Genomic DNA, 24,339 nt, shown 5'->3' on the forward strand with positions numbered 1-24,339 from the left:
GAAAGTCCCTCACCGGTAGACCAGGCCGGAGAGCCGCCAGGCGAGCCGGCGGCGGAAGGCGGGAACGCGCGCCAGCGTCCCCAGGACGACGTTCCTGACCGGCCGCAGGCGCCTGTCGACGTTGGCCATCCGGGAGAGCAGCCCGGCGAAGGTGGCCACCTGCAGCGCCACGGGGCGGCGGGCGTCCGCGTAGCGGTCCAGTGCCCCCTGATCGCCCTTGAGAGCGATCAGGAGCGCCTCGGCGAGCGCGACGGCGTCCTGGATGCCGGTGTTCATCCCCTGCCCTCCTGCCGGGCTGTGCACGTGCGCGGCGTCACCGGCGAGCAGGACCCGTCCGGCGCGGAAGGTACGGGCCACGCGGTGGTGGACCCGGAAGCGCGACCCCCAGACGACCTCGTTCACCACGGCCCGTTCCCTCTTCGGTCCCCGGCCGTCCAGCAGGCCCTGGACGAAGGCCACGTCGGGGTGCTCGGGCGCCTCGTCGACCGTGGAGACGATCCGGTGGCTGCCGTCGGGCAGCGGCGCGACCACGACCAGCCCGGCGGGTGAGAAGAACAGCACCACCTCGTCGTCGGGGACGCCGCCGGTGAGCCGCACGTCCGCCAGGCTGAACGACTCCCGGTACTCCTTGCCCTCGAAGGCGATCCCCGCCTGCTCGCGGACCGTGCTGCGCATGCCGTCCGCGCCGACCAGGTACTTGGCGGTGACGACCGCGCCGCCGGACATCCTCGCGGTCACCCCTCCGGCGTCCTGGACGAGGCTCTCCAGCCGGTACGGCCTGGCGACGTGGCCGCCCAGCTCGACGAGGCGTTCCAGCAGGATCCGCTCGGTGACGGCCTGGGAGATCATCAGCGTGTACGGGTAGCGGGTCGGGAGCCTGTCGAACTCGACCGGCACGAGCGTCCTGTCGCGGTCCCTGATGGTGAAGCGCGGCGCGTGGATGCCCAGGGGGGTCAGCCGCCCGGAGACGTCGATGCCCTCCAGGACCTCCAGGGTCCTGGCGTGGACGACGGCGGCGCGGGAGGTGTTGTCACCGGCCGCCTGGTCGTCGACGACGGTGACGCCGATCCCGTGCGCGGCCAGGGTGGCGGCGACGACCAGGCCGGTCGGGCCCGCGCCGATGACGAGAACGTCGGTGGTTGCGGGAAGCATGTCGTTCTCCCTCTCGTATGCCAACGCTTGTTGGTCAACAGGCGTTGGCATAACTGTGCGCCTTCGGGCTGGCCATGTCAACACGTGTTGGCCTACAGTCGGTGACGTGCGGAGAACCTCGGACGACACCAAGGCGGCGATCCTGGCCGCGGCGCGCGAGCGCTTCGCCTCGGACGGCTACCAGCGCGCGACCATCCGGGCCATCGCCGCGGACGCGGGCATCGACCCGTCCATGGTCATGCGCTACTACGGCAGCAAGGACGGGCTCTTCGCCGCCGCCGCCGACGTCGACCTCAGGTTCCCCGACCTGACGGCCGTCCCCCGCCACACCGTGGGCAGGGCGCTGATCACCCACTTCCTCGACCGCTGGGAGGAGGACGAGGGCATGATGATCCTGCTTCGCACCGGTGTGACCGACGAGGCCGTCGCCGAGCGCATGCGCGGCATCTTCGCCACCCAGCTCGGCTCCCTGGCCGCCCGGCTCATCGCCGACCCGGCCCAGGCCCCCGTACGGGCCGGGCTGGCCGCCACGCAGGTCCTCGGCATGGCCCTGTGCCGCTACGTCCTCCGACTGCCGCCGGTGGCCGGGATGTCCCGCGAGGAGATCGTCGACTGGCTCGGCCCCACCCTGCAGCGCTACCTCACGGAGTGACCCCGCCCTTTCGGCGGGCCTCGAAGAGCACGAGGCCACCCCGGGTCTTCCGTCGGACGCCGAAGATCATGAAGCGGCCCGAGATCTCCCGGCGGGCACGACCCGGTCACGAAAGCCGCCGTGCCCGAACCGCGCCGCGGCCCGGCGGGTCCACCCTTCCATGGAGCATCCCAGCGGTCCCGTCCTCGCCTGGTCCGGGCATCCGGCGACCGTGGTCGCCACCGTTGTGCTGCCGGTCAACGACCACGTCCTCAAGGCCCTGTGGCCCGGTCTCCTCACCGGAAAGCTGAGTGACGTCGCGGGGCTCCTGGTCGCCCCGCCCGTCCTCACCCTCGCCCTCGTCCTGATGTCCATGCCGGTCCTCGCGCTCCTGCGTGCCGGATCCCTCCTGCCCGCCCTCACCCGGGTCGCCGCCCCCGTGGCGACCGTCGTCACCGGCGCCGGTTTCACCGCGGTCAAGGTCACGCAGGAGGGCGCGGAGTTCGCCTCCCGGGTGTGGAGCACGGTCGCGATCCCCTCGCGGATGCTGGCCGACCCGACCGATCTGCTGGCCCTGCCCGCGCTGGGCGCCGCGTGGCTGATCTGGCGCCGGTGCGGAGAAGATCGCCCGGTACGGCGGTTCCGCGCGCTGGTCGTCGTCCCGGTCGCCCTCGTGGGGGTGACCGCCACCTCACCCGTCCCGCCGCCGGTCGCGGTGGACGGGGTCTTCGCGAGGGACGGGATCATCACCGTGACCGTGGACAACGGGACCGAGCTCTCCTCCCGGGACGGCGGTCACAGCTGGACGGTCTCTCCTGCCCGGGGCTCCGGCAGCGGGGAACCCGTCCCGTCTGCCACGCCGCATCCGGGTTCCACGGTCCCGGCACCTTCGCCCCGTCCCGGCACGGCGACCCGGGCCTGCCTGCCGGACGACCCCCTGCACTGCTACCGCGTCGATCCCCCGCGGCTGGCGGTGCACGAGACCCTGGACGGCGGGGACGGCTGGAACACGGTGTGGGCGATCTCCGAGGGACGCCAGGACGCGCTCCGGCGGAAGGCGGAGGAGGACCCCAGGGTGGGGTGGCGCGGTTCCACGGCCATCGCCGTACAGCCCGTGCCCGGCGGCCACGTGGTGGTCGCGGCCAACGGTCACGACGGCATCGCCCTGCGGGACACGCGGGGGAACTGGCGGCGGCTGGGCCTGTCGGACGGAGGCTTCTCCCCGGAGGCGGCACCCTCGCTCACCGCACCGCGCGTCGATCTGAGGGCGGAACGGCAGACGGGCGTCCTCGCCGGCCTGCTCTGCTTCATGGTCGGCGTGACCATGGCGCGCCGTCACGGGCAGGGACCGGCCGGCGTGCCCGCGTACGTCCTCGTCTCGGTCACCTACCTGATCACTTTTCCGGGCGGCGACTCACCGAACGACCTGTTCCCCATGAGCCTGTTCCTCCTGTTCGGCGGCGCCTTGCTCCTCGTCCCGGCGGTCATCTCCATGATCGCTACAGCCGTCCGGGCACGGATGCCCGTGTCGGCCTGGCTCGCGCTGACCGCCATCGCCTGCGTCACGCCGTTCTCGATCTGGATGATCTTCTCCGGCTGGGAGTCGGGCCTCATCGACCGTTATCCGGTGGCGGGGTTCCTCGGCTGGGTCGTCGCCGGTCTGGGCATGGCCGCGTCCGTCCTGGTGGGCCGGGCGGCGAGGCGGACGGCGGGAACGGCGGGGGAACGCGCGAGGACCCCGCCGCGGGCGGGGTCCTCGTAGCGAAATGGTGACGTGGTGAACGGGTGTGCCCCGGACCGGCTTACCTGACGGGTTCGAGCACGTCGAGGCCGACGTAGGGGCGCAGCGCCTCGGGGAGCACGACCGAGCCGTCCGCCTGCTGGTGGTTCTCCAGGATGGCGACGATCCACCGGGTGGTGGCCAGCGTGCCGTTCAGGGTGGCCACGTGCCGGGGCTTGCCCCCCGCCTCACGGAACCGGACCCCGAGCCTGCGGGCCTGGAAGTCGGTGCAGTTGGAGGTCGAGGTGAGTTCGAGGTAGCGGTTCTGGCTGGGCACCCACGCCTCGCAGTCGAACTTCCGCGCGGCCGACGTGCCGAGGTCTCCGGCCGCGGTGTCGATCACGCGGTAGGGCAGCTCGACCTTGGCCAGCATCTCCTTCTCCCAGGCGAGCAGGCGCCGGTGCTCGTCGTAGGCGTCCTCGGGACGGGTGTAGGAGAACATCTCCACCTTGTCGAACTGGTGGACCCGGATGATGCCCCGGGTGTCCTTGCCGTACGACCCGGCCTCGCGGCGGAAGCACGAGGACCATCCCGCGTAGCGGTACGGCAGCGCGGAGTCGTCGAGGATCTCGTCGGCGTGGTAGGCCGCCATCGGCACCTCGCTCGTGCCGACCAGGAACAGGTCGTCGCCGGGCAGGTGGTAGACCTCCGAGGCGTGCGCTCCGAGGAAACCGGTGCCCTTCATCGACTCCGGCTTGACCAGCACCGGCGTGATCATCGGGACGAAGCCCGCCTCGATCGCCTGCTGCATGGCCATGTTGAGCAGCCCGAGCTGGAGCCGGGCACCGACACCCCTCAGGAAGAAGAACCGCGATCCCGAGACCTTGGCGCCGCGCTCCATGTCGATCGCGCCGAGCAGCTCGCCCAGCGCCAGGTGGTCCCTGGGCTCGAAGTCGAAGGACGGCTTCTCACCGACCTCCTCCAGCACGACGTAGTCGTCCTCGCCGCCGGCCGGAGCGCCCTCCTCGACCAGGTTGGGCACCGTGTAGAGCAGCTCGTCGAGTTCGGCGCCGAGCTTCTCGGCCTCGGCCTCGGCCGACTTGACCTGCGAGGAGAGATCCTTCGCCCGCTCCAGCAGGCCCGCCTTCTCCTCGCCGGAGGCACGGGAGACCGACTTGCCGACGGTCTTCTGCTCGGCGCGGAGCGTCTCGAAGCGGCTCAGCGCGCCACGGCGGCGCTCGTCGAGGTCGAGCAGCGTTTCGACGACAGAGTCGTCCTCACCGCGGGCACGCTGCGACGCCCGTAGCCGGTCGGGATCCTCACGAAGGGTACGCAGGTCAATCACACGCATAAGGCTACCGATGGACGGCCGCGCTCCGCGCCCGGATTGATCCGTGCGCCGTCCCGGACCCGTCCGGAGACGGCACGGGACGGCGAGGACCCTACCTTGACCGCCTCTCGTACCGCTCTTGTCCGGAGTGACGCGGGACGGCCGAGACCGGGCCCCGGCCGGCCAGGGATCGGGCCCGGGTCAGACCTGGCCGGTGCGGATCCTGTCCAGCCAGCTCGCGGCCTCGGCGAAGTCGTCGTCCCCGGTGCCGCGCTTGATCTGCGGGGACAGGGCGTCGGCACGCGGATAGCTGCCCAGGAAGCGCACCCGGGAGCAGATCCGGTGCAGGCCGGAGACGGCCTCGCCGACGCGGGCGTCGGCGACGTGCCCCTCGAAGTCGAAGTGGAAGAAATAGCGTCCGATGCCGTCACCGGTCGGCCGCGACTCGATACGGGAGAGGTTGACGCCGCGGACGGAGAACTCGGTCAGCATCTCCAGCAGCGCGCCCGGGTGGTCGTCGGCCAGAAAAGCGACCAGGGACGTCCGGTCCGCGCCGGTCGGCTCGGGCAGCGGCCCGGGACGGGAGACCTGGACGAACCGGGTCACGGTGTCGGAACGGTCGCCGATCCCCCCGGCCAGCTCGACCAGCCCGTAGTGCTCACCGGCGATCCGCGCGGCGATGGCCGCGTCGTACGGCGATCCGGGGAGCGCGACCTCCTGCGCCGCGGCCGCGGTCGACGACGCGGCGACCACCACCGCGTCGGGCAGCTCGCGGGCGATGAAGTTACGGCACTGGGTGATGGCCGCGGGGTGGGTGAAGACCCTCTTGATGTGGGCGATCTCGGTGCCGGGGCGCGCCAGGAGCGAGAACTCGACGGGCAGCAGCAGCTCGGCGTTGATCAGCAACGACTCGCCCCGGGCGAGCTCGTCCAGGGTCGTGGTGATGGCGCCCTCGAGCGAGTTCTCCAGGGGAACGACGGCTCCATCGGCCTGGCCGCGCCGGACGGCCTCCAGGGCCGCGGGGACGTTCGTGCTGGGCAGGCGCTCGGCCCCGGGCGCCAGGATGCGCAGGGCCTCCTCGGTGAAGGTCCCCTCCGGTCCCAGGTAAGCGAGTTTCGGCATGTCCCCAGGTTAGCCGGGACCCGCCGGAAAATGCGCGCAGGATTACATACTCGGATCATTCCCTCCACCGCGCGGGCCGTCCCGCCATGTGGCCGTCCCGTCTCAGGGAGTGGTCCCTCCCGGGGGCGGACCCGCTTCCCGGGCGGGCCCGTTCTCATGGACGCCCGGCGTGACGGCCCGGAACGCCTCTCGCCGCCGGGGCAGCCATACCCCGAGCAGCCAGACCAGGGCCAGCGCTCCCAGCCCGAACCCGTTCTGGACGATCTTCCCCAGCACCGGGCTGAGCACCGGGATCTCGGCCGCCTTGATCGTCACTCCCCACCAGGGGACCGGCAGCACGTAGTAGAGCCAGACCCCCGCGGCCACCCTGATCCTGACCGGGTCGCGCCCGTCGCCGGCCAGGGCGCCGATCACCACGACCACCCAGGCCAGGTGGTGGATCCAGGCGACCGGCGAGAGCAGCACGGCCATCAGGCCCACCAGGGCGGCCCCGGTCACCGGGTGACCGTCGAGCAGGGCCCTGCGGGCGTACCGGAAGCCGTACCAGGCGACCACGGCCACCAGCGCGATCCACAGGAGGGTCGTCAGGGCGTCGGGCAGGTAGAGCCGGATGAGCATGCCGCGCATCGACTGGTTGGTGGTCGCGGCGTTGGCGCCGAGCCGCTCGGGGTCGAGCAGCGCGCGGAACCAGAAGTCTGTGGCGTCCGACGGGATCACCAGGAACGGCAGCAGGGTCAGCAGCGCGGCGGTGAGCGCGGCCGTCAGGAAGGTCTCGCGCTGCTCACGCCTGCCTCCCGGCCCCAGGGCGGTGACGAGAAGGTAGACGAGGAAGACGCCCGGGGTGAGCTTGACCGCGACGGCCAGGCCGATCAGCATGCCGCGCGGCCACACCGGCCGCCGGACCGTGCAGTCGGCCAGGCAGAGCGCGACGAGCAGGATGTCCACCTGGCCGAAGCGCACCTGGTCCCTGATCGGCATCAGGTAGGTGCAGCCGATCATCAGCGCGGCGAACAGCAGCGGCCACCGGAACCGGCCCACGGCGTGCCACCCGCCCACGGCACCGGGCACGGCCGCCCGCGCCGGACCGTCCGTCCCGACGGCATCGGCACTCCCGGCGGACCCCGCACTCCCGGCACTCCCGGTGGCTCTGGCGGCTCCGGCGGCTCCGGCGGCTCCGGCGGCTCCGGCGGCTCCGGCGGCTCCGGCGGACGCGATGCTCCCGGCGCTCCCGGCCTTGCGCGCGGACGAGGCCTTGCGCGCGGACGAGGCGGCGCCGCCGTCGAGCACCGCGCGGAAGGAGAGCGCGACGGTGACCGCGAGGGTCAGGAAGATCAGCGCCGTCCACGCCCACTGCGCCGTCGGCCACGAGATCGCCGCCAGCGGCGTGGCCAGCAGCGCGGCCACCGGCGGGTAGGTGAACGGCAGCAGTTGCGGCGCGGGCGTCACGAAGTCGTAGACGGGCCGCCCCTGCAGCACGGCCTCTCCGCCGGTACGGTACACATCCAGGTCGACCAGGCGCTGGTCGTCCACGTTGCCCAGCCAGTGGAGCACCAGCGGGGCCACCGCCACGGCGACGAGCAGCAGCGCGAGCAGGTACGACGACCACCGCACCCACGGGCTTTGCCGGATCGCGGTCGTCTCGCCAGTCCTCACGACCAGGCAGGTTACCGTGGGGCCGGGAAAACGGCCGCCCGGCGGGTACGGACAGGGGGAACCGGATGGTTTCGACGCAGCACGGCCGCGGGCCCGCGGGGGTCGTCCCCGCGCCGCTCGCGCCGTTGTTCGTCCTGCTCTGCGCGCTCCTGGCCGTCCCGGTGCTCGCCGGTGCCGGTGCCGCGGAGGCCGTCTCGGCGTCCCGGGCCCCCGCCGGCCGGGTCGTGATCGTCGGGGTGCCGGGCCTGCTCTGGAGCGACCTCGATCCGGCCGCGACCCCGAACCTGTGGCGGCTCGCCGGTGAGGGCGGGTCCGCGTCCATGTCCACCCGGGCGGTCCCCCCGCCGGAGCGGGCGATCACCTGCCCGGTTGCGGGCTGGCTGACCGTCTCGGCGGGCCAGCGGGCCGGGGCGCCCGGTACGGGCTGCGCCGCCCCGCCCGTCCCGCAGGCCGCTCCCGGCGGCGGGGCGAACGTGCCGGGCTGGGCCGAGCTGTCCGCCTTCAACGCCACCACCGCCTTCCGCGCCGTCCCCGGGCGGCTGGGACGGGCCGTGACGGAGGCGGGGTTGAAGGTGGCCGCGGCCGGGCCGGGAGCCGCCCTGGGCGCCGCCGACGCGTCGGGAGGAATCGGACGGTACGCGGCCGACGTGGCGGGGCTCGGCGACCTGTCCCCGTACGGGCTGGTCGTGGTGGAGGCCGGTGACCTCACCCGGGCCTGGACCGGCGGCGGGCCCGCACCGGGCGCCTCCCCGGACGCCACGCGGGGCGCGATCCCCGGCGCGATGACGGACCGGGTCAGGCGGGAGGCGGTGGCCGGGGCCGACCGCGTGGTGGGCCAGGTCCTCGACCGCCTGCCACGGCCGGGCGCGGCGGGCGCCGGACCCGCGGGCACCACGGTCCTGGTCGCCGGTCTGGCCGACACCTCACCCGTGCCGCACCTGCACGTGGCGATCGCCCACGGCCCGTCCCCCGCGGGCACGCCCTACCCCCGCGGGTACCTCGGCGCGGCCTCCACCCGGCAGGACGGGCTGGTCACCAACACCGACCTGACCGCCACCGCGATCGGGCTGCTGGGCCTGCGGGCCCCGGACGGGGTCGTGGGCCGGACCTGGCAGGGCATCGGGCCGGGCGGGGAACCGGTCACGGCCACGGCCGGGAAGTTGGCCGACGACGACCTGGCGAGCCAGGTGCTCGTCACGGTGCGGGGGCCGTTCTTCGCGGTGCTCGTGACGGTGCAGATCCTGTTCTACCTGCTGGCCGCCCTGGCGATCCGGCGCGGCCGGGGCGGAGTACGGGCCCTGAGGGCCGTCCAGGTCGTCGCCGTGGTCAGCGGGGCCGTCCCGGTCTCCACCTTCCTGGCGCAGCTCGTCCCGTGGTGGACCCTGCCCGTCCCGATGGTCTCGGTGATCGTGACGATCCTCGGATTCGCCTGCGCGATCACCGCGGTGGCGTTCGCCCGGCCCTGGCGAGCGCACCCGCTGGGCCCGCTCACCGTGGTCGCCGGCGTCACGTCGGTGACGCTGCTGGCCGACGTGATGACCGGCTCGGCGCTCCAGGTGAACGCGGTCACCGGGTACGAGCCGGTCACCGGCGGGCGTTTCTACGGCTTCGGCAACATCGCCTTCGCCGTCTACTCGGCCGGGACGATCCTGGCCCTGGCCGGGGTCGGCCAGTGGCTGCTCTCGCGGGGCCGGCGCGGTCTCGCGCTCGCGGTCTGCGCGGCGTACGGGGGGCTCGCGGTGTTCGCCGACGGCTGGCCGGCCTGGGGGGCCGACTTCGGCGGGGTCCCGGCCTTCCTGGTGGGGGTCACGGTCTTCGTGATCCTGCTGGCCGGTGGCCGGCTCTCACCGGTCCGGCTGGGCCTGGCCGGTCTGGCGGGCGGCCTGCTGGTCGGCGCCATCGCGGTGGCCGACTGGATCAGGCCCCCGGCGAGCCGTACCCACCTGGGAGCCTTCGTCCAGCAGGTGCTGGACGGGCAGGCGTGGACCGTGGTCGGCCGCAAGTTCTCGGCGATGATCGGGGTCACGGTCGGCAACTGGTCGCTCTCGCTGCTCACCCTGGTCGCGCTGGCGTTCCTGTTCCTGGTGCTGGACCGCCCGTCACGGTGGGGGGCCTCGGCCCTGGGCCGGGCCTACGCGCTGGCGCCCGCGCTGCGCGCCGGGCTGATCGGGGCGCTGACGTGCGCGCTGATCGGGTTCCTGATGAACGACTCGGGCATCGCGATCCCGGCGATGGCGCTCACGGTCGCGGTGCCGCTGACACTGGCCGCCTCCGTGCGCGCCGTGCGCTCCGCACCGCCCAGTACGCCAGGGCGGCCGTCACGGCCAGCAGCGTCCACGGCACCACCCGCTCCCTGACCAGGGTCTTCAGCCAGAGCAGGTCCTCGGGCCGCAGCGCCTCCCTGGCCGGGAGGTAGCCCAGCGAGAGTACCGTGACCCTGGCCACCATGAAGCCCTCCAGCGCGGGCCAGGAGACCATCGCCAGCAGCGCGAAGGCCAGCCCGTCGTACCAGGGCAGCGCGTACGGGGCGGCGAACAGCCAGGCGACCACCACCGCGGCGGCGACCGCGGGCGCGCGGTCGGACGGCATGATCCGCAGCAGCAGCCAGGCCAGGCAGACCATCAGGGCCAGGGAGCCGGCCTGGATCCAGGCCGAGTACGCGCCCGGCCCGAACACCTCCTGAAGGCCGGTCTTGACCAGGTGCCAGGGCGTGGCCAGGGAGACCCTTCTGCTCGCGGCGCTCACCTGGTCGAGCACGTGCGGCCCGGCGACGGCGTAGATGGCCAGCACGGTCGCCGTCGCGGTCCCGGCCACCACGGCGAGCCGGCCGGGAGAGCGGCGCAGCTCCCACGCCGGGCCGAGGGCGACCAGCCCGGCGTTGAGCTTGATCCCGATGCCGACCCCCAGCAGCACCCCGGAGGCGGCCCCGCGCACCACGAGCGCGGCGACCATGCAGGTGATGGCGAGGGTGTCGACGTGCATCCCGGCGGCCAGGTGGTAGAGCAGCAGCGGGTTGGCAGCCCAGAGCAGCGCGGCCCGTCGCCGCAGGCGCTCGTCCCCGGCGGCGAACCGGTGCAGCAGCAGTGCCGTGCCGACGAACGCCGCGGCGTTGACCGCGGCCATGGCGAAGACCGTCAGCCTGACCGAGTCGCCGCCCACCAGGCTCGCCAGCGCGTGCACGGCGGTGGCCACCGGGCCGTAGACGCTGGTCACCCCGGCCCACTCCTCGACCGCTCCGGTGACCGGGTCTCCGGGCACGGCCGAGGGAGGAACCGCGTAGGGGTCGTGGCCGAGCACGGTCAGGCGGCCGTAGGCGGCGTAGTTGAGGTGGTCGGCCGACCCGGAGGGCGGCAGGAAGGCGATCAGGCCCGCCGTGGCGCAACCGGCCACGAGCAGCAGGCGCGCGGGCGGGCTCCACGCCGACCGGAGCGCGCCGGCGAGACCGAGCCCGCCCAGCACGATCGCGGCGAGGCCCATGGCGATGACCAGGTGGGGGCCGGGACGGGCGTCCAGCGCGTACGGGGGCTGCCAGGAGGGGCCGGGCAGCCCGGGGACCATCGCGGACGGACCCAGCAGGCCGATCGAGACCGTGATCGCCACCGAGAGCGCCAGGGCGCCGAACGCGGCGACGTCCGGCCCGCGCGGCGCGTCGCCGGCGAGACTCCGCCTCTCGTCGACGATCGACGCGTCCCGGGTCACCGGCAAATTCCACCACATCCCCAGCGGTGCCGGGCGTGCCGCCACCGGCCGGGGCCGCGGGGTCCGCCCGCGCCACCGATCACGCGACGGCACGCCGGGCGGCGAGGGGACGCCGTGACGGCCGCGTGATCGACCGCGGATGCCGGGAGGCGGCGCGGGGCCGGGGCGGGATCAGCGGCGGGCCAGCAGGGCACGGGCGACGTCGCGGAACTGCCTGGCCCGGTGCAGCTGGGCCCTCCAGTCGGTGCCGGTGGCCCGGTGGGCCATCTCCACTCCGACCTCACGCACCCGGAAGCCCTTGCGCAGCAGGTCGATCGTGAGCCCCGTCTCCACGCCGAAACCGCGGGCCAGCGGCCGGGCCGCCTCGAAGGCCGCCCTGGTCAGGCAGCGCTGGCCGTTGAGCGGCTGGGCCGGCGTCCAGCCGGTGGCGCGCTCGACCCCCTGGCGGGCCAGCTTCACCACGAACCCGTGCCCGCCGAGCCTCACGCGCGTGACGAACACGGCGATCGTCATGTCGGCCTCTCCCGAGGCGACGGGCTCGATCAGCGGCGCGGCCGTACGGGCGGTCTCCCCCAGGTCGGCGTCGAGGAAGAGCAGGTGCCGGGGCCGCGGGCCGTCGAGCAGGCGGACGGCCTCGGCACCGCTCTCCATGGCGGCGGCCTTGCCCCGGTTGCGGCTGTGCCGTACGACACGGGCTCCGGCCGCCTTGGCGATCCTCCCCGTCCGGTCGGACGAGCCGTCGTCCACGACCACGACGAGGTCGACGCCGGGCAGCGCCAGGGCCGCGGCCACGGTGGCCCCGATCCGGTCGCCCTCGTCCTTTGCGGGGATGATCGCCGCCGTGCCGGTCATCGAGCACCTCCAGCGTGCAGATCCCGGGCCTCGGCCGCGGGCGGGGCGTCATCCCTGGGATTCGGAACTCAGCAGCTTCTCCGGCATGGTCTCGTGCACGACGAAGACCGAGTCCAGTCCGGTGACCTGAAGGATCTTACGCACGGCCGGGCGGGGTGCCGCCACCTCCAGCGTGCCGCCGCGTTCACGCAGCCGCTTGAGCGCCGAGAGGAGCACGTTCATGCCGGTGGAGTCGCAGAACTCCACGGCGGACATGTCGAGGACCACGAGCACGGTCTGGTTCTGGCCAAGCAGCCGGGTGAACTCGGCCTGCAGGCGAGGCGCGGTATATAGGTCGATTTCGCCAATGATGGTCACGACGGTGTGCCCGGCATGAGATCGACTTGAGACTTTTAGCTCCACAGCGGGCACACTAGCGGCGCGAGAGCCACGGGTCACGTTCTCTTGAACAACCCGAGTCGTCCGCCCTTTGTCCCCCGTTTCCGCCGCACGGAAACCCTGAGTGCGCGAAGCTTGACACTGCGCGACACCGGCTTGGCCGGAAACAGGGAGGGGACCCGCCACCTCCCGATCGCCGCTGCGCTACCGCAGCGGTGGCCGTTGAGTCACGAGAAACGGGCTCGAACCACCCATGAACACCGACCTACCCGAGGATCTCCAGCGGCAGCGGCTCCAGGAGCACCTGGAGTCCATGATCACACGTACCGGCAAGGCCACCTCGTGGCGCGATGCGGCGAGTTCGCTGCGCGGCCTGGTGAACCACGAGGGACACGTGCCGATCAGGACCCGTCTGTCGATCGAGGACCTCGACTTCCTCGAAGGGGCCCGCGAGGAGCTCCTGGACTTCGCCACGCTGGGCGTCCGGCTGCTCGACCTGCACCAGCCGCGCGACGCGGGCGGCATCACCAGCGACGCGGCCCATCCGATCCTGCGCTGCCGCAGCTGCATGTGGCGGTGGCCGTGCCCGACGTTCCGGGCGATGGTGGAGTCCCTCGGCACCACCAGAAGGCTGACCTCCTTCCAGCACGTCGAGCCGGACACCGACGGCGAGTGCGCGCAGATGACCCTCATGGTCTCCGTACGGCCCGACGGCGAGGTCACGTCCGCACCGGCCGCCAACGGGTCCGGGACCGGCGGCGACCGGGGCGCCCTCGACCTCGGTATCGGATCGGGGCCGGGGTCTGCGAACGGGTCGGGCTCCGGGAACGGGACCGTGTCCCGGTCCGAATCCGGGTCCGGCTTCGCGAGCGGATCCGGGACCGAGGCCGGGTCCGGGCCGGGCTTCGAGGCCGGGGGCGGATCCGGTGGCGTGGACGGTCCCGGGTCCGGTTCCGGCGACGCGGGCGACACCGGCTTCGGTTCCGGCGGGACGTGAGGACGACCGGAGCGGGCCCTTGGGGCCGTTCGCACGACGTGGCGGCCCAGGCCGCCCGGCCCGTCCCGGACGCCGCGACGCCCTGACCGGCCGGGACGTTCCGGCCCAGTGGGACCGGCCGGGACGTTCACGCCGAGAGGGGCAGCCTGATCTCGAAACGGCAGCCCGGGCCGGAGTTGACGACGCCGATCTCTCCCTCGTGGGCCTCGACGATGCCGCGCGCGATCGCCAGGCCGAGACCCGCCCCGGTGCCGTCGGCGGTGGGGGTACGGGCCGTCTCGCCGCGGAAGGCGACGTCGAAGACGCGGGGCAGGTCGTCCGCGGGGATGCCGCCGCAGCAGTCGGTGACGGACAGCCGGGCGACCCCGTCCCCGGCCGAGGCGCGGACCACGACGGTGCCGTCCCCGGGCGTGTGCGTGATCGCGTTGACCACCAGGTTGCGCAGCGCCCGGGAGAGCTCGGCCGCGTCGGCCTGGACCGGGATCACCGGGTCGACCTCGCCGGTCAGCCGTACCCCCTTGGCCCTGGCCAGCTCCTCCACCCCGGCCAGGGCGTCGGCGACCAGGTCACCGAGGCCGATCCTGCCGCGTGACAGGCGCAGCGCCCCGGCGTGGATCCGGGACAGCTCGAACAGGTCGTCCACCATGCCCGACAGCCGGTCCACCTCCAGGCGGATCTGCCGGTGGTAGCGGCCGGTCGTCCCGGGGTCGGAGACCACCCCGTCCTCCAGGGCCTCGGCCATGGCGCGCATGCCCGCCAGGGGGGTGCGCAGGTCGTGGCTCACCCAGGCGACCAGCTCGCGGCGGGCACTCTCCAGGGCCCGTTCCCGCTCGCCCGCCAGGCGCAGCCGCCGGTAGGCGTGGTCCAGGCTCACGGCGATGGTGCCGAGCTCGGCGGGCAGGCCGGTGGGCGGCGTGAACTCCCCCGAGGCCGGTACCGCGTGCACCGCGTCGACGAGCCTGCGGCTGGCCGCCACCACCCGCCGGGCCAGCACCGTCGCGACGCCCAGGCCGACCAGGCCGCCCATCGCGACCACGCTGAGCACGATGTCCCTCGGCGTACCCTCGATGATCATTTTCAGGGTGATGGCGACCACGCCGCCCAGCGTCGCCACGACGGTCACCACCGCGACCACCGTGAGCATCGCGCCGATCGACCGTTCGCGCAGTATCCACATCGCGCCCAGCCCCGCCAGCGCGACCAGCAGGCCGAGCCCGGCGGTGACCGCGACGATCAGCGCCATCTCGTTGATCACGATTCCGCCAGCGGCTCGTAGCGGTAGCCGACGCCCCAGACGGTGACGATCCGCCGCGGCACGGTCGGGTCGGGTTCGATCTTCTCGCGGAGCCGGCGGACGTGGACGGTCACCGTGGAGGAGTCGCCGAAGGACCAGCCCCAGACCTGGTCGAGCAGGGCGGAACGGCTGAAGGCCTGCCGGGGGTTGCGCATCAGGTGGGCCAGCAGGTCGAACTCGCGGGCGGTCAGCATGATCTCCTCGCCGCGGAACCTCACCTCGTGGGCGCCGGCGTCGACGGTCAGGTCACCGTCCCTGAGCACCCCGGTACCGGCCGGCAGCGAGGCGCCGCGGGCCCGGCGCAGGACGGACTGCACGCGCAGGGCCAGCTCCCGGGGGCTGAAGGGCTTGGTCACGTAGTCGTCGGCGCCGGTCTCCAGGCCGACGACACGGTCCATCTCCTCGCCCAGCGCGGTCAGCATGATCACCGGGACCGGCCAGCGCTCCCTGAGCTTCCTGCACACCTGCAGGCCGTCCAGCTTGGGAAGCATCAGGTCGAGCACCATCAGGTCGGGAGGGTCCGCCAGCGCGCGCCTGAGCGCCTCGGCGCCGTCGCCGACGCACTCGACCGTGTGACCGTCACGTTCCAGATAGCGGGCCACGACCTCGGCCACCATCGGATCGTCGTCGACCACCAGAATCCGCGCGCTCATGGCCCCCACGGTAGGCCCGCCGGGACCACTCCTCGATCCCGGCGCCGGTCCATGCGCGCCCCGATCGTTATGATCAAGCCGCTCACGGCCTGCTCGGCCGACGTACGGTGGAGCGCATGGGTCGTATCGTGATGGCGGTTCTGGGCGTCCTGCTCGCGCTCTACGTGGTGTTCGGGTTCGTGCTGCCCGCTCTGTTCGGGTTGCTGAAGCTCGCGCTCGTGCTGGCGCTGGTGGCCCTGGCCGTCGTCGCCGCGGTCACGGTGGTGGCCAGGTTGAAGAGGTGAACCTGCTGCTCACCCTCCAGACGCTGGCCGTCTGGATGCTCGACGGAGGCGGTGCGCCGGCGGCGGTCGCCGTGGTCGGGCTGGGCGTGCTCCTGCTCGCCTGGGCACTGCGCCCCGCACCCGTCTTCTCCGACACGGGGCCACAGTCGCTGCTGTCCCGGCGCGACCGGGCGAGACGGACGATGTTCGTCCGGCAGCGTGACCCCGACGCGGCCGGCAGGCCCCGGCCCCGGGCGCCCTCGGCGGGCCCGGCGCCCGCGTGACCCCTCTTCCTTCCGCATACGCGTGTGATCCCGCGCGAGCCGTCGCTGTCGTACGAGCCGTCGCTCGCACGTGAGCCGTCGCTCTCGTACGGGCACCGCCGGTCTCGTGTGAACACCGGCCCGTCTCGTACGGGGACCGTCGTTCTCACATGAGCACCGCGCCGTGAGCACCGCGCCGTGGCGTGCCCCATGGCACGAGCCTCGTCGGCGCGCGGCGCGCACGCGTACCGGAAAGATCCCCCTGTGGCGCGCGGGCGCCTTCTGTGCCGTCTTCATTCCGCTCAGAAGGGTTCCGTCATGTTCGACCCCGTCATCGGGTTCACCGCCGGTCTGATCGCCTCGCTCGCCGAGCCGCTGGGTTCCACCCCGCTGGCGATCATCGTGTTCACCCTCCTCGTCCGCCTCCTGCTGCTGCCGCTGAGCGTCATGCAGGCGCGGGGGGAGCGGTCCCGGGTCCGCCTCGCACCGCAGGTGCAGCGGCTCAGGAAGCGCCACGAGCGCGATCCCGAGCGGCTCCGCAAGGAACTGTCCGCCCTCTACGCCAAGGAGGGCACCTCCCCGCTCGCCGGCTGCCTGCCGTCCCTGGCCCAGGCGCCCTTCCTGCTGGTCACCTACCAGGTCTTCATCTCCTCGGCGATCGCCGGGCAGGCCAACGCGCTGCTCACCCACGGGCTTCTCGGGGTGCCGCTCGGGCAGCAGTTCGCCGGTACGGTGGCCGGTTTCGGGCTGCTCAGCGGCCCGACCCTGGTCTTCGCCGGTCTGTTCGTGCTGCTCGTCGCCGTGGCGTGGATCACCTCCCGGAGGATCCGGCGCACGATGAGCCCGGACGTCCAGCCCGCGGCACTGCGCCGGCTGATGCCCCTGCTCCCGTACGGAACCGTCCTCGCCGCGATGGTGCTGCCGCTCGCGGCCGGGATCTACCTGCTGATCAGCACGGCGTGGACGGCCGGGGAGCGGGCGGTCCTGCACCGTCCCGCGCTCACCGCCGGCTGAAACGGCCACCGGCACCCGGTTGGCCGAACGGTCACCGGTACCCGGGTCCGGGTCATCCGGCAGGGGGCCGGTGGTCTCCGAGGAAGCGGGTGCCCGGCAGGGGGCCGGTGGTCCGAGCGGGTGATCCGGAGGGGCCGGTGGGGGTCCCGTCCCGTCCCATGACAGGTGGGACGGGACGGAGATCGCGGGCGGATCCGGTGAAGGGGTCAGCCGCACTCTCTGAGCGCGGGCTCGGGAGTGGAGACACGGCCGTTACCCATCGTGTCGGCCACCGTGACCACCGCCCACACCGTGGTCACGCCCCCTTCGTGTCTGACCCCCCATGTGGAGGCCAGATACTCGACGATTCCGAGGCCCCGTCCTCCCAGGGAGGAGAGTGCCGGGCGCCCGGCCCTCGGTTCGGTCGCCGCGCCGCCGTCACTCACAGCGACCTCGACGTGTTCTTCGTTCCATTCCCAAGACACCCTGATCTGCCCCGACGGCAACGGGTGTGCGTGACGCAGCGCGTTGCTCAGCAGTTCGCTGACCACGAGCACCGCGTCCTCCACCGCGTCCTTGTACACGCCCCGTTCCTGCAGGTCAGAGCAGAGGCGTTGGCGTGCGACAGCGACGCTGGACGGTGCATACGGCAACAACACGACGCTCGACGCACTCACCTCCCCGTATCCCTGAACCCCCCTGAGGAACTCACCCCAGTACGACCGAAATGCCCCGTTACGCAGCCATGGAAACCGAGTGTCAACTACAGCTTGTGCACATTCGACAATAGATCAGCACATCCGTTACGGTCTCGTTACCGCTTCGGCGTGTCGATCAGGTATGGGCGCCGGGCGTGTCGTCGATCCGCAGGGCGAGCCTCATCCGGGTCCCTCCCGAGGGCCGGGGATGGGCGGAGACCTCTCCCCCCTGGGCCCGCGCCAGGCTGCGCACGATGTACAGGCCGAGACCGACCCCGCCGAACCTGCGGCGGTCACCGCTGTCGGCCTGGACGAAACGCTCGAAGACCCGCTCCCGGCTGGCGTGCGCGATGCCCACGCCCTCGTCGTCGACCACCAGCACCACCCGCTCGCCCTCCACCCACGCCTGGACCCTGATCAGGCCGCCGTCCGGGGAGTACTTGAAGGCGTTCTCCAGAAGCTGGCCCAGCAGGATGTCGGTGGCCAGCGCGTCCCCGGAGACCAGGGGAAGGTCGCAGGGGACGTCCACCTCCACCCGGTGCAGGTCGGACAGGACCGGCAGCCCCAGCGTGGCCGAGCGCACCGACTCGGCCAGGTCGAAGCCCTCGATCCGCAGGGTGAGCTCGCCCGCGCCGGCCCGCGCGCCCAGCAGCAGGTGGTCCATGAGCTGGCCGAGGGAACGGGCCCGCTCGGCGATGGTGTGCACGGCGGCGCGGCGCTCGCCGTCGGTCATGCCGTCCCAGCGCGCGTCGAGCGTGGCGGCGAACCCCCGGACCACCGTGATCGGGGTGCGCAGCTCGTGGCTGGTGGTGGCCAGGAAGAGGTCCTTGGCCTCCTCCAGCTCCTTGGCGCGGGTGACGTCGCGGAAGTCGACCACGATCTCGCCGGTCTCCACGATCTCCGCGCAGAGCACGTCCAGCCACGTCCCCGAGGGGAGCTGGATGGTGAGCTTCTCCCCCGGCGCGGGCAGCCGGAAGGGCGGCGGCCCGCCGATCACCTCGGCCGCGTGGAAGCCGGTCAGCTCGCTCGCGGCCGGGTTCCACTGGACGACCCGCCCCAGGTCGTCGAGGACCGCGATGCCGTCGGCGCTGGCGTCGAAGACCGCCCGCTCGTGGGCGCGCTGCCGCAGGGCCTCCTGGTAGGCCATGGCGTTGCCCACGGCGATGCCCGCGTGACCGGCCAGCAGTTCCAGCAGCTCCAGCTCCAGGTGGCCCGCCTTGCGCTTGGCGAACAGCGCGTACAGCGCGCCGTACGGCCGCCCGCCCATGGACGCGAGCCCGAGCGCGACGGTGTGCAGGCCGGGCAGCCGCGACCAGATCAGCTCGTCCAGCCGGGCCTGGTCGCCGGTCTCCAGCATGAGGGTCCTGCCCTCGCGCAGCAGCCTGCCGACCAGGCTGGTGCGTAGGTCGGCGGTGGAGTCGCGCATCGAGTCGGGAAGGTTGTGCCGGGCCACCAGGCGGAGCCGGTCGCCCTCGATGAGCACGAAGCCACCGGCGTCGGCCCCGGTCAGCTCCGCGAGGCTGGCCGCGATCCGGTCGAGCACCGCGGGCAGCTCCAGCTCGGCGTTGATGTCGGCGACCACGTCGGTGAGGCGGCGCACCAGCCGGCCGCGGCGCGCGTTGCGGTCGTTGGCGCTCTCGTCGTCCTGGGCCAGGTGGTAGACGCTGACGTACCCCAGCAGGGTGCCGTCGTGCCCGCAGAGCGCGCCGGTGTCGACCCGCACGTCGAGCAGGCTGCCGTCGCGGCGGAACCTCCTGGTCCGCAGCGACACCTGGCCGTCGATCCGGACCTTCTCCAGGACCGCGTTGTGCTCGGCCGTCAGCTCCTCGGGGACCACCGGCGCCCGGCGGCCGATCATCTCCCCGGCCGGCCAGCCGAACAGCCGCTCGGCCGCGGGATTCCACGCCAGGACCGTCTGCTCGCGGTCGATGGCCACGATCGCGTTGGGCGCGGCGGCGACGACCTCGCGGCCGATGCCCCCGGCGATCCCGGCCCTGTAGTCCACCACCCACCCATAGTGCCGTCTCGACCGGTCTGATCTTGGCACTTTCGGCCCGCACGTGTTGCCACTGGCCGGGCGATCCGTCCGATACTCTGCGGTCACCACACACCTGGATACGAAAGGGTGGGGCCATGTCATCCGGCGACATCGATGCATTGCTACGGGTGACCTCGCCCGACTATGTCGGGACGAGTCATCCCGACATCGCGTTCGGCACGCTCGACGGGCCGCTGGGGCGTCTCACCCTGGCCGTCACCGCCCGGGGTGTGGTGGCCTGCAGCTACGAGGACGAGAACGTCGTCTTCGAGCGGGTCAGCCGCGAGGTCGGCACCTTCATCGGACCGGACGCCCGGCGCCTCGACCCCGTCCGCCGGGAGCTGGACGCCTACTTCTCCGCCCGGCTCCGCGCCTTCGCGACACCGGTCGACCTGCGCCTGGCCACCCAGTTCTCCAGGACCGTACTGCAGATGATGCTCTCGGTACCGTACGGGACCGTGACCACCTACCGCGAGATCGCCGAGCGGATCGGCAGGCCCCGGGCGCTGCGCGCGGTGGGCAACGCGCTGGGCAGCAACCCGGTCTGCGTCATCGTGCCGTGCCACCGGGTGGTCGAGAGCGAGGGCGTCCTCGGCGGGTACGCCGGGGGTTCGGCGGCCAAGGAGCGGCTGCTGCACATCGAGTCCACCGCGGCCGCCCGCGGGTCCGGCGTCCTGTAGCTCTCGCCCGTCCTGCACGACCGGCTTCCCGCAGCCTCGCCCGTCCTGCACGACCGGCTTCCCGCAGCCTCGCCCGCGCCGTCGGAGACCCCGCTCGCGCACGGCCGGAGACCCCCGCCCGCTCACGCCGGAGGCTCCTGCCCGCACGGCCGGAAGCCCCCGTCGCCCTCGTTCCCGTACGGTCAGGGCCTCCCGCCTCGTCCGGCGCCCCGGGAGCGGCGCTGGAGCGCGCCGACGGCCAGGGTGACGAGCCCGGCGACCAGGAACGCGCCGACGGCCGCGCTCATCCACGGCTGCCGGGTGAACCCGATCAGGTCGCGGGCACCGGTCCAGAACGAGGTCCACCACGCCAGCTCCGGGGCGACCGGCAGCGCGGTGAGCATCCACCAGGCCGCGAAGCCCAGCACCCAGGGGACGACCATGAGGCCGCGCGAGGGCGCGCCGGCGGAGGTGTCCCAGTGCGCGGCACCGCCGAGCAGGAAGTAGTCGACCACGAGCACCGCGAACATCGGGACGAAGACGGCGCCGATGACGCCGAGGAAACCGGTGTAGGTGTCCGCCTTGACGAAGATCGCGAGTAGCGTGACCAGCACGCCGATGACGACGGAGATGACCCGGCGGTCCAGCCGGGGCAGCAGGTTCTGCAGCGAGGTCGCGGTGGAGTAGACGTTCACGAACGACTGGTCGGTCTCGCGCAGCACCAGGACGCCGAAGAACAGCGGGCCGAGCGCCGCGGCCACGAAGGGCTCCCACACCCTGTCCGGGTCGTTGCCGACCAGCGCGAGCGCCGCGATGCCCAGCACCAGGCAGGCCACCTGGGCGATCGTGTAGCCGCCGACGACGCCCGCGAAGGAGGCCCTGCCCGAGCGGGAGAACCGGGCGAAGTCCGCCGCGACCGGCACCCAGGAGACCGACAGCGCGATCACGTAGTCCACCGAGGGGGCGAACGCCTCCCACGACCCGCCACCGATCGCCGGGCCGCGCTGGAACAGGGCGACCAGGAACCAGATCATCGAGACCACCACGGCGGCAGTGACGTACCTGCGCAGCAGGCGGACCGCTCCCAGCGGCCGGATGGTCAGCGCGGTGGTGATCACCCCGCCGATGACCACCCAGACCGGGTACGGCACCTCGACCCCGAAGGATCCGGCGATGGCCTGCGCGCCCTGGGCGATGACCCACAGCTCGAAGGCGCCCCAGCCGATCATCTGGACGATGTTCAGCACGGTCGGCAGGTAGGACAGCTTCGCCCCGAACAGCCCGCGCAGCAGCACCATCGCCGGGGCGCCGGTCCGCTGGCCCGGGATGGCGGCCAGGCCGACCATCGCGGTGCCGACGAGGCTGCCGACCACCGCGGCCACGATCGCGGCCACGAGGCTCAGCGGCCGGTCGCCGAGCGGGTCGATCAGCGCGATCGCGCCGGAGAAGCCGAGCAGGCTGACGCCCAGGTTGGCCCAGAGCGCGCCCTGGTCGAGCACGCCGAGCGCCCGGGGAGGGGCCTCGTCGAGGGTCAGGGGGGCCTCGGCCGCCCCCGGATTCGTGGAACTCGCAGAGTCAACGGCGGCAGACGCCATCACATGCTCCCTACGCCGGCATTACCCGGACAGGTTCATGCGGTCGGCAGCAGCTGTAGCTGCCCTCTCAGCCTGGTTGCCCCAAGCTCCCGCGTCGGGTGGTACGCGAAGCCGGGATCGCCCCAGCTCGCGCCCATCATGATGCACCATAGGCCCGTGTTCGGCCAGTGCCGGGTCCGCACGGACGTCCGTCGGCGGCTCCACGCCCCGGGTGGATCGGCTGCCCGACGGCTCCGCGACCGGAGCGGTTCCGCGGTCGGCGTGACTTCCCGACCCGGACTGCTTCACGATCCGGGCGGCTTCGCGGTCGGAGCGGTTTCACGGCCCGGACGGCTTCGCGGTCGGAGCGGCTCCACGGCCCGGACGGCTCAGGTGGCTCCGTGGTCCGTGCGGCTCAGGCGACGAACGGGTCGTGACCACCGTCGGCGACCATCGGGCGACCGGCGAAGTCCCAGGACCGCATTCCGCCCTCCACGTTGATCGCGTTCCAGCCGCCGTGGTTGAGCCAGGCGGTGGCGCTCGCCGAACGGCCGCCGACCCGGCAGACCACGTAGACGGGAGCGTCCTTGGGCACCTCACCGACCCGGGCCTGCAACTCTCCCATCGGGATGTGGACGGCTCCCGGCGCGTGCCCGGCACGCCACTCGTCGTTCTCGCGTACGTCGAGCAGGAACGCGTCATCCGGCACGGCCTGCACCTCGACCTCAGGAACACTCATGCGCTCATTGTTCCAACTCTGCCACCCGATGGGGCGCAAAGCCACTCGGACGCCCTCATCCGGACCTTCGATCCTCCCGGACGAAGGACGAACCGGCACGGTCGGTCATCCGGTGCCACAAAGCCGGAGGACGGGCAGGAACGAGGTCAGGGCACGTCCCAGAAGGCCGTCTCGTGAGCCATCCCCTCGGTGAACAGCCTCCGGGCCCGGTCCGGGTCCGGAGCCGCCTCGTCGATCATCACCGCGATCCGCCCGGTCAGCTCGGCGAAGCCCGGGTGGGCATAGGTGTCGACCCAGGCGCGGTAGCGCGGCTCCTCGGGCGGGTTCTCGGCCAGCCTCCTGCCGAGGGTGGAATATCCCCACATGCAGGGATAGAGCGCGGCCAGGCCGTCGGCGTAGACCGCGGCGGAGTCGAGCAGGAATGCGGTGTAGGCCGCGCAGGCCGGTCCCTTCCTCGCCCCGTCGAGGTCGGCGCCGAACCCGGCCGACAGGGACCGGTGCAGGTTCAGCTCATCGTGGAAGGTGGAGTGTGCCAGGTCCACGAGGTCGCCCAGGTGTCCGTCGGGGGCCTGCCAGGCCAGCCGCGAGAAGACGCGCACGTAGTCGAGCAGGAAGAGGTAGTCCTGCTCCAGCCAGGACCGGAACACCGGCTCGGGCAGGTCCCCTCGCGCGATGCCCGCCACCGTCGGGTGGGCCAGCTGCGCCTCGACGAGCGGGCGGCCGATGACATGCAGTTCCTCGGAAACGCTCATAGTCCGGGCATTGTGCCAGGCGGGCGTCCGCCCGCGCCGAGACGGTCCCGGCCCCCGCTCCCGGAGGCGCGCGGTCGCCTCAGGACGCGGTCACCACAGGATGCGCTCACCACAGGACGCGCTCACCTCAGGGCGGCGGCGCCGAAGGAGACGCTGAAGCGTTTGCACCAGACGGTCACGCTCTTCAGGTCGTCGAGGTCGGCCCCGGCCGGGATGGCGTAGTTGGCGTTCCCCCTGTTCCCCTTCAGCTCACCCAGTTCGAGGTGCTTGCCGTCGTCCAGGTTGAACCACCCTGCCCTTCCCTGCTTGACGGGCTGGTCGCTCAGCCAGACCCTCAGGTCCGGGCCGTCGGAGGTGTTCAGGTCCTCGATCCGCAGGATCCGCCTCCCGTCGGGCAGCTCCAGCACCTTCGCCGTACCGGCGGTGTCGTGCTCGTGGGAGACGAACGTGCCCGTGGCCAGGCTCTTCGGTGCCGAGGAGGTCTCGGCGGGGCGGGTGGGCCCGTCCGTCCCGCCGTCCGCCGAAGACGCCGAGGGCGCCGGTGACCGCGATGACGCCGCGGACTCCGGGGGCGCCGCGGATGCCGAGGCCCCCGGGGCTCCCGGGGAGGAGGGCGCGTCCGCGACCGGCAGCGCCTCGTTCACCTCCACGACGGTGAACAGCCGCCAGGGCTGGAACAGGTACAGGGCGACACCGGCCGCCACCGCGCCGACCACCAGCACGACCCGGGTGACGGGATGCCGGAGCAACCTCTTGATCCTCATCGGACACCTCCAGCGTCGAGTCCTCGGGCCCCGGCCCGGGAACGAGGCCCCCGGCCCGGGAACGAGGCCGACGGGCGTTCCCGCGACCTCGTGGCGACGCTATCGCCGACGGGCA

23 protein-coding genes and 1 riboswitch are annotated in these 24,339 nt (G+C 72.9%); of the genes, 8 read left to right on the forward strand and 15 right to left on the reverse strand.

What is annotated here, in order from left to right; translation table 11 throughout:
- Positions 1–9 precede the first annotated feature (9 nt).
- Positions 10–1,152 (reverse strand): FAD-dependent oxidoreductase, encoded by a 1,143-nt coding sequence (locus ABD832_RS10815; protein WP_344892105.1) that lies wholly within the window; start codon positions 1,150–1,152, stop codon positions 10–12.
- A gap of 106 nt (positions 1,153–1,258) precedes the next feature.
- On the opposite strand from ABD832_RS10815, the gene ABD832_RS10820 reads away from it, so the two are divergent.
- Positions 1,259–1,804 carry a TetR/AcrR family transcriptional regulator gene (locus ABD832_RS10820; RefSeq protein ID WP_344892108.1) on the forward strand — a complete coding sequence of 182 codons (546 nt, stop codon included), beginning with the start codon at positions 1,259–1,261 and terminating at the stop codon, positions 1,802–1,804.
- A 160-nt stretch (positions 1,805–1,964) separates the two neighbouring features.
- The gene (locus ABD832_RS10825; RefSeq protein ID WP_344892111.1) at positions 1,965–3,545 is read left to right on the forward strand and encodes a hypothetical protein; all 1,581 of its coding nucleotides are present in this window, start codon (positions 1,965–1,967) and stop codon (positions 3,543–3,545) included.
- A 40-nt stretch (positions 3,546–3,585) separates the two neighbouring features.
- Here the strand turns inward: ABD832_RS10825 and serS are convergent, their stop codons facing one another.
- The 3 genes from serS to ABD832_RS10840 form a co-directional block, all read right to left on the reverse strand.
- Positions 3,586–4,848, reverse strand: a complete 1,263-nt coding sequence (serS, locus tag ABD832_RS10830) for a serine--tRNA ligase (RefSeq protein WP_344892114.1) — start codon at positions 4,846–4,848, stop codon at positions 3,586–3,588.
- A gap of 186 nt (positions 4,849–5,034) precedes the next feature.
- Positions 5,035–5,955, reverse strand: coding sequence for a prephenate dehydratase (pheA, locus tag ABD832_RS10835; protein ID WP_344892117.1), 921 nt, complete (start codon positions 5,953–5,955; stop codon positions 5,035–5,037).
- A gap of 102 nt (positions 5,956–6,057) precedes the next feature.
- The gene (locus ABD832_RS10840; RefSeq protein WP_344892120.1) at positions 6,058–7,608 is read right to left on the reverse strand and encodes a glycosyltransferase 87 family protein; all 1,551 of its coding nucleotides are present in this window, start codon (positions 7,606–7,608) and stop codon (positions 6,058–6,060) included.
- Between the two features lie 65 nt (positions 7,609–7,673).
- Here ABD832_RS10840 and ABD832_RS10845 point away from each other — a divergent pair, with 65 nt between their 5' ends.
- Positions 7,674–9,965 (forward strand): hypothetical protein, encoded by a 2,292-nt coding sequence (locus ABD832_RS10845; protein WP_344892123.1) that lies wholly within the window; start codon positions 7,674–7,676, stop codon positions 9,963–9,965.
- On the opposite strand, the gene ABD832_RS10850 is transcribed toward ABD832_RS10845, so the two are convergent.
- The 3 genes from ABD832_RS10850 to ABD832_RS10860 all read right to left on the reverse strand — a co-directional run bounded on the left by ABD832_RS10850 (position 9,847) and on the right by ABD832_RS10860 (position 12,561).
- Positions 9,847–11,307, reverse strand: a complete 1,461-nt coding sequence (locus ABD832_RS10850) for an MptA/MptB family glycosyltransferase (RefSeq protein WP_344892126.1) — start codon at positions 11,305–11,307, stop codon at positions 9,847–9,849. The two genes, ABD832_RS10845 and ABD832_RS10850, sit on opposite strands and share 119 nt — an antisense overlap.
- A gap of 171 nt (positions 11,308–11,478) precedes the next feature.
- The gene (locus ABD832_RS10855; RefSeq protein WP_344892129.1) at positions 11,479–12,159 is read right to left on the reverse strand and encodes a glycosyltransferase family 2 protein; all 681 of its coding nucleotides are present in this window, start codon (positions 12,157–12,159) and stop codon (positions 11,479–11,481) included.
- A gap of 48 nt (positions 12,160–12,207) precedes the next feature.
- Entirely contained in the window at positions 12,208–12,561 is a 354-nt protein-coding gene (locus tag ABD832_RS10860) for an STAS domain-containing protein (RefSeq protein WP_344892132.1), read from the reverse strand.
- Between the two features lie 229 nt (positions 12,562–12,790).
- Here ABD832_RS10860 and ABD832_RS10865 point away from each other — a divergent pair, with 229 nt between their 5' ends.
- On the forward strand, positions 12,791–13,534 hold the full coding sequence (locus ABD832_RS10865) for a hypothetical protein (protein ID WP_344892135.1): 744 nt from the start codon (positions 12,791–12,793) through the stop codon (positions 13,532–13,534).
- Between the two features lie 127 nt (positions 13,535–13,661).
- Here the strand turns inward: ABD832_RS10865 and ABD832_RS10870 are convergent, their stop codons facing one another.
- Positions 13,662–14,789 carry a sensor histidine kinase gene (locus tag ABD832_RS10870; protein ID WP_344892138.1) on the reverse strand — a complete coding sequence of 376 codons (1,128 nt, stop codon included), beginning with the start codon at positions 14,787–14,789 and terminating at the stop codon, positions 13,662–13,664.
- Positions 14,786–15,481, reverse strand: coding sequence for a response regulator transcription factor (locus ABD832_RS10875; protein WP_344892141.1), 696 nt, complete (start codon positions 15,479–15,481; stop codon positions 14,786–14,788). Before ABD832_RS10875 ends, ABD832_RS10870 begins: the two co-directional genes overlap by 4 nt.
- A 116-nt stretch (positions 15,482–15,597) precedes the next feature.
- Here ABD832_RS10875 and ABD832_RS10880 point away from each other — a divergent pair, with 116 nt between their 5' ends.
- The 3 genes from ABD832_RS10880 to ABD832_RS10890 all read left to right on the forward strand — a co-directional run bounded on the left by ABD832_RS10880 (position 15,598) and on the right by ABD832_RS10890 (position 17,021).
- Positions 15,598–15,765 carry a hypothetical protein gene (locus ABD832_RS10880; protein WP_344892144.1) on the forward strand — a complete coding sequence of 56 codons (168 nt, stop codon included), beginning with the start codon at positions 15,598–15,600 and terminating at the stop codon, positions 15,763–15,765.
- Positions 15,762–16,028: a DUF6412 domain-containing protein gene (locus tag ABD832_RS10885; RefSeq protein WP_344892147.1), complete on the forward strand. Its 267-nt coding sequence runs from the start codon at positions 15,762–15,764 to the stop codon at positions 16,026–16,028. Before ABD832_RS10880 ends, ABD832_RS10885 begins: the two co-directional genes overlap by 4 nt.
- A 297-nt stretch (positions 16,029–16,325) precedes the next feature.
- On the forward strand, positions 16,326–17,021 hold the full coding sequence (locus tag ABD832_RS10890) for a YidC/Oxa1 family membrane protein insertase (RefSeq protein WP_344892150.1): 696 nt from the start codon (positions 16,326–16,328) through the stop codon (positions 17,019–17,021).
- A 206-nt stretch (positions 17,022–17,227) separates the two neighbouring features.
- On the opposite strand, the gene ABD832_RS10895 is transcribed toward ABD832_RS10890, so the two are convergent.
- Both ABD832_RS10895 and ABD832_RS10900 read right to left on the reverse strand, forming a co-directional pair.
- Positions 17,228–17,677, reverse strand: coding sequence for an ATP-binding protein (locus ABD832_RS10895; protein WP_344892153.1), 450 nt, complete (start codon positions 17,675–17,677; stop codon positions 17,228–17,230).
- 157 nt (positions 17,678–17,834) lie between these two features.
- Positions 17,835–19,706 (reverse strand): PAS domain-containing sensor histidine kinase, encoded by a 1,872-nt coding sequence (locus ABD832_RS10900; RefSeq protein ID WP_344892156.1) that lies wholly within the window; start codon positions 19,704–19,706, stop codon positions 17,835–17,837.
- Positions 19,707–19,831: 125 nt separating this feature from the next.
- Between ABD832_RS10900 and ABD832_RS10905 the strand changes: the two genes are divergently transcribed.
- A complete protein-coding gene (locus ABD832_RS10905) occupies positions 19,832–20,416 on the forward strand; it encodes a methylated-DNA--[protein]-cysteine S-methyltransferase (protein ID WP_344892159.1) in 585 nt (194 codons plus the stop codon).
- A 182-nt stretch (positions 20,417–20,598) separates the two neighbouring features.
- On the opposite strand, the gene ABD832_RS10910 is transcribed toward ABD832_RS10905, so the two are convergent.
- From ABD832_RS10910 to ABD832_RS10925, 4 genes are all read right to left on the reverse strand, one after another.
- Positions 20,599–21,990 carry a purine-cytosine permease family protein gene (locus ABD832_RS10910; RefSeq protein ID WP_344892162.1) on the reverse strand — a complete coding sequence of 464 codons (1,392 nt, stop codon included), beginning with the start codon at positions 21,988–21,990 and terminating at the stop codon, positions 20,599–20,601.
- A riboswitch (TPP riboswitch) is annotated at positions 21,981–22,093 on the reverse strand. (Overlaps the previous gene by 10 nt.)
- A gap of 291 nt (positions 22,094–22,384) precedes the next feature.
- Complete coding sequence (locus ABD832_RS10915) at positions 22,385–22,708, reverse strand: rhodanese-like domain-containing protein (protein WP_344892165.1); 324 nt, start codon at positions 22,706–22,708, stop codon at positions 22,385–22,387.
- Between the two features lie 146 nt (positions 22,709–22,854).
- Positions 22,855–23,460, reverse strand: a complete 606-nt coding sequence (locus tag ABD832_RS10920; protein WP_344892168.1) for a TenA family protein — start codon at positions 23,458–23,460, stop codon at positions 22,855–22,857.
- Between the two features lie 122 nt (positions 23,461–23,582).
- Complete coding sequence (locus ABD832_RS10925; RefSeq protein WP_344892171.1) at positions 23,583–24,224, reverse strand: DM13 domain-containing protein; 642 nt, start codon at positions 24,222–24,224, stop codon at positions 23,583–23,585.
- Positions 24,225–24,339: the final 115 nt, after the last annotated feature.

This window comes from Streptosporangium longisporum (assembly GCF_039534895.1).
GTDB classification, from domain to species: Bacteria; Actinomycetota; Actinomycetes; order Streptosporangiales; family Streptosporangiaceae; genus Streptosporangium; species Streptosporangium longisporum.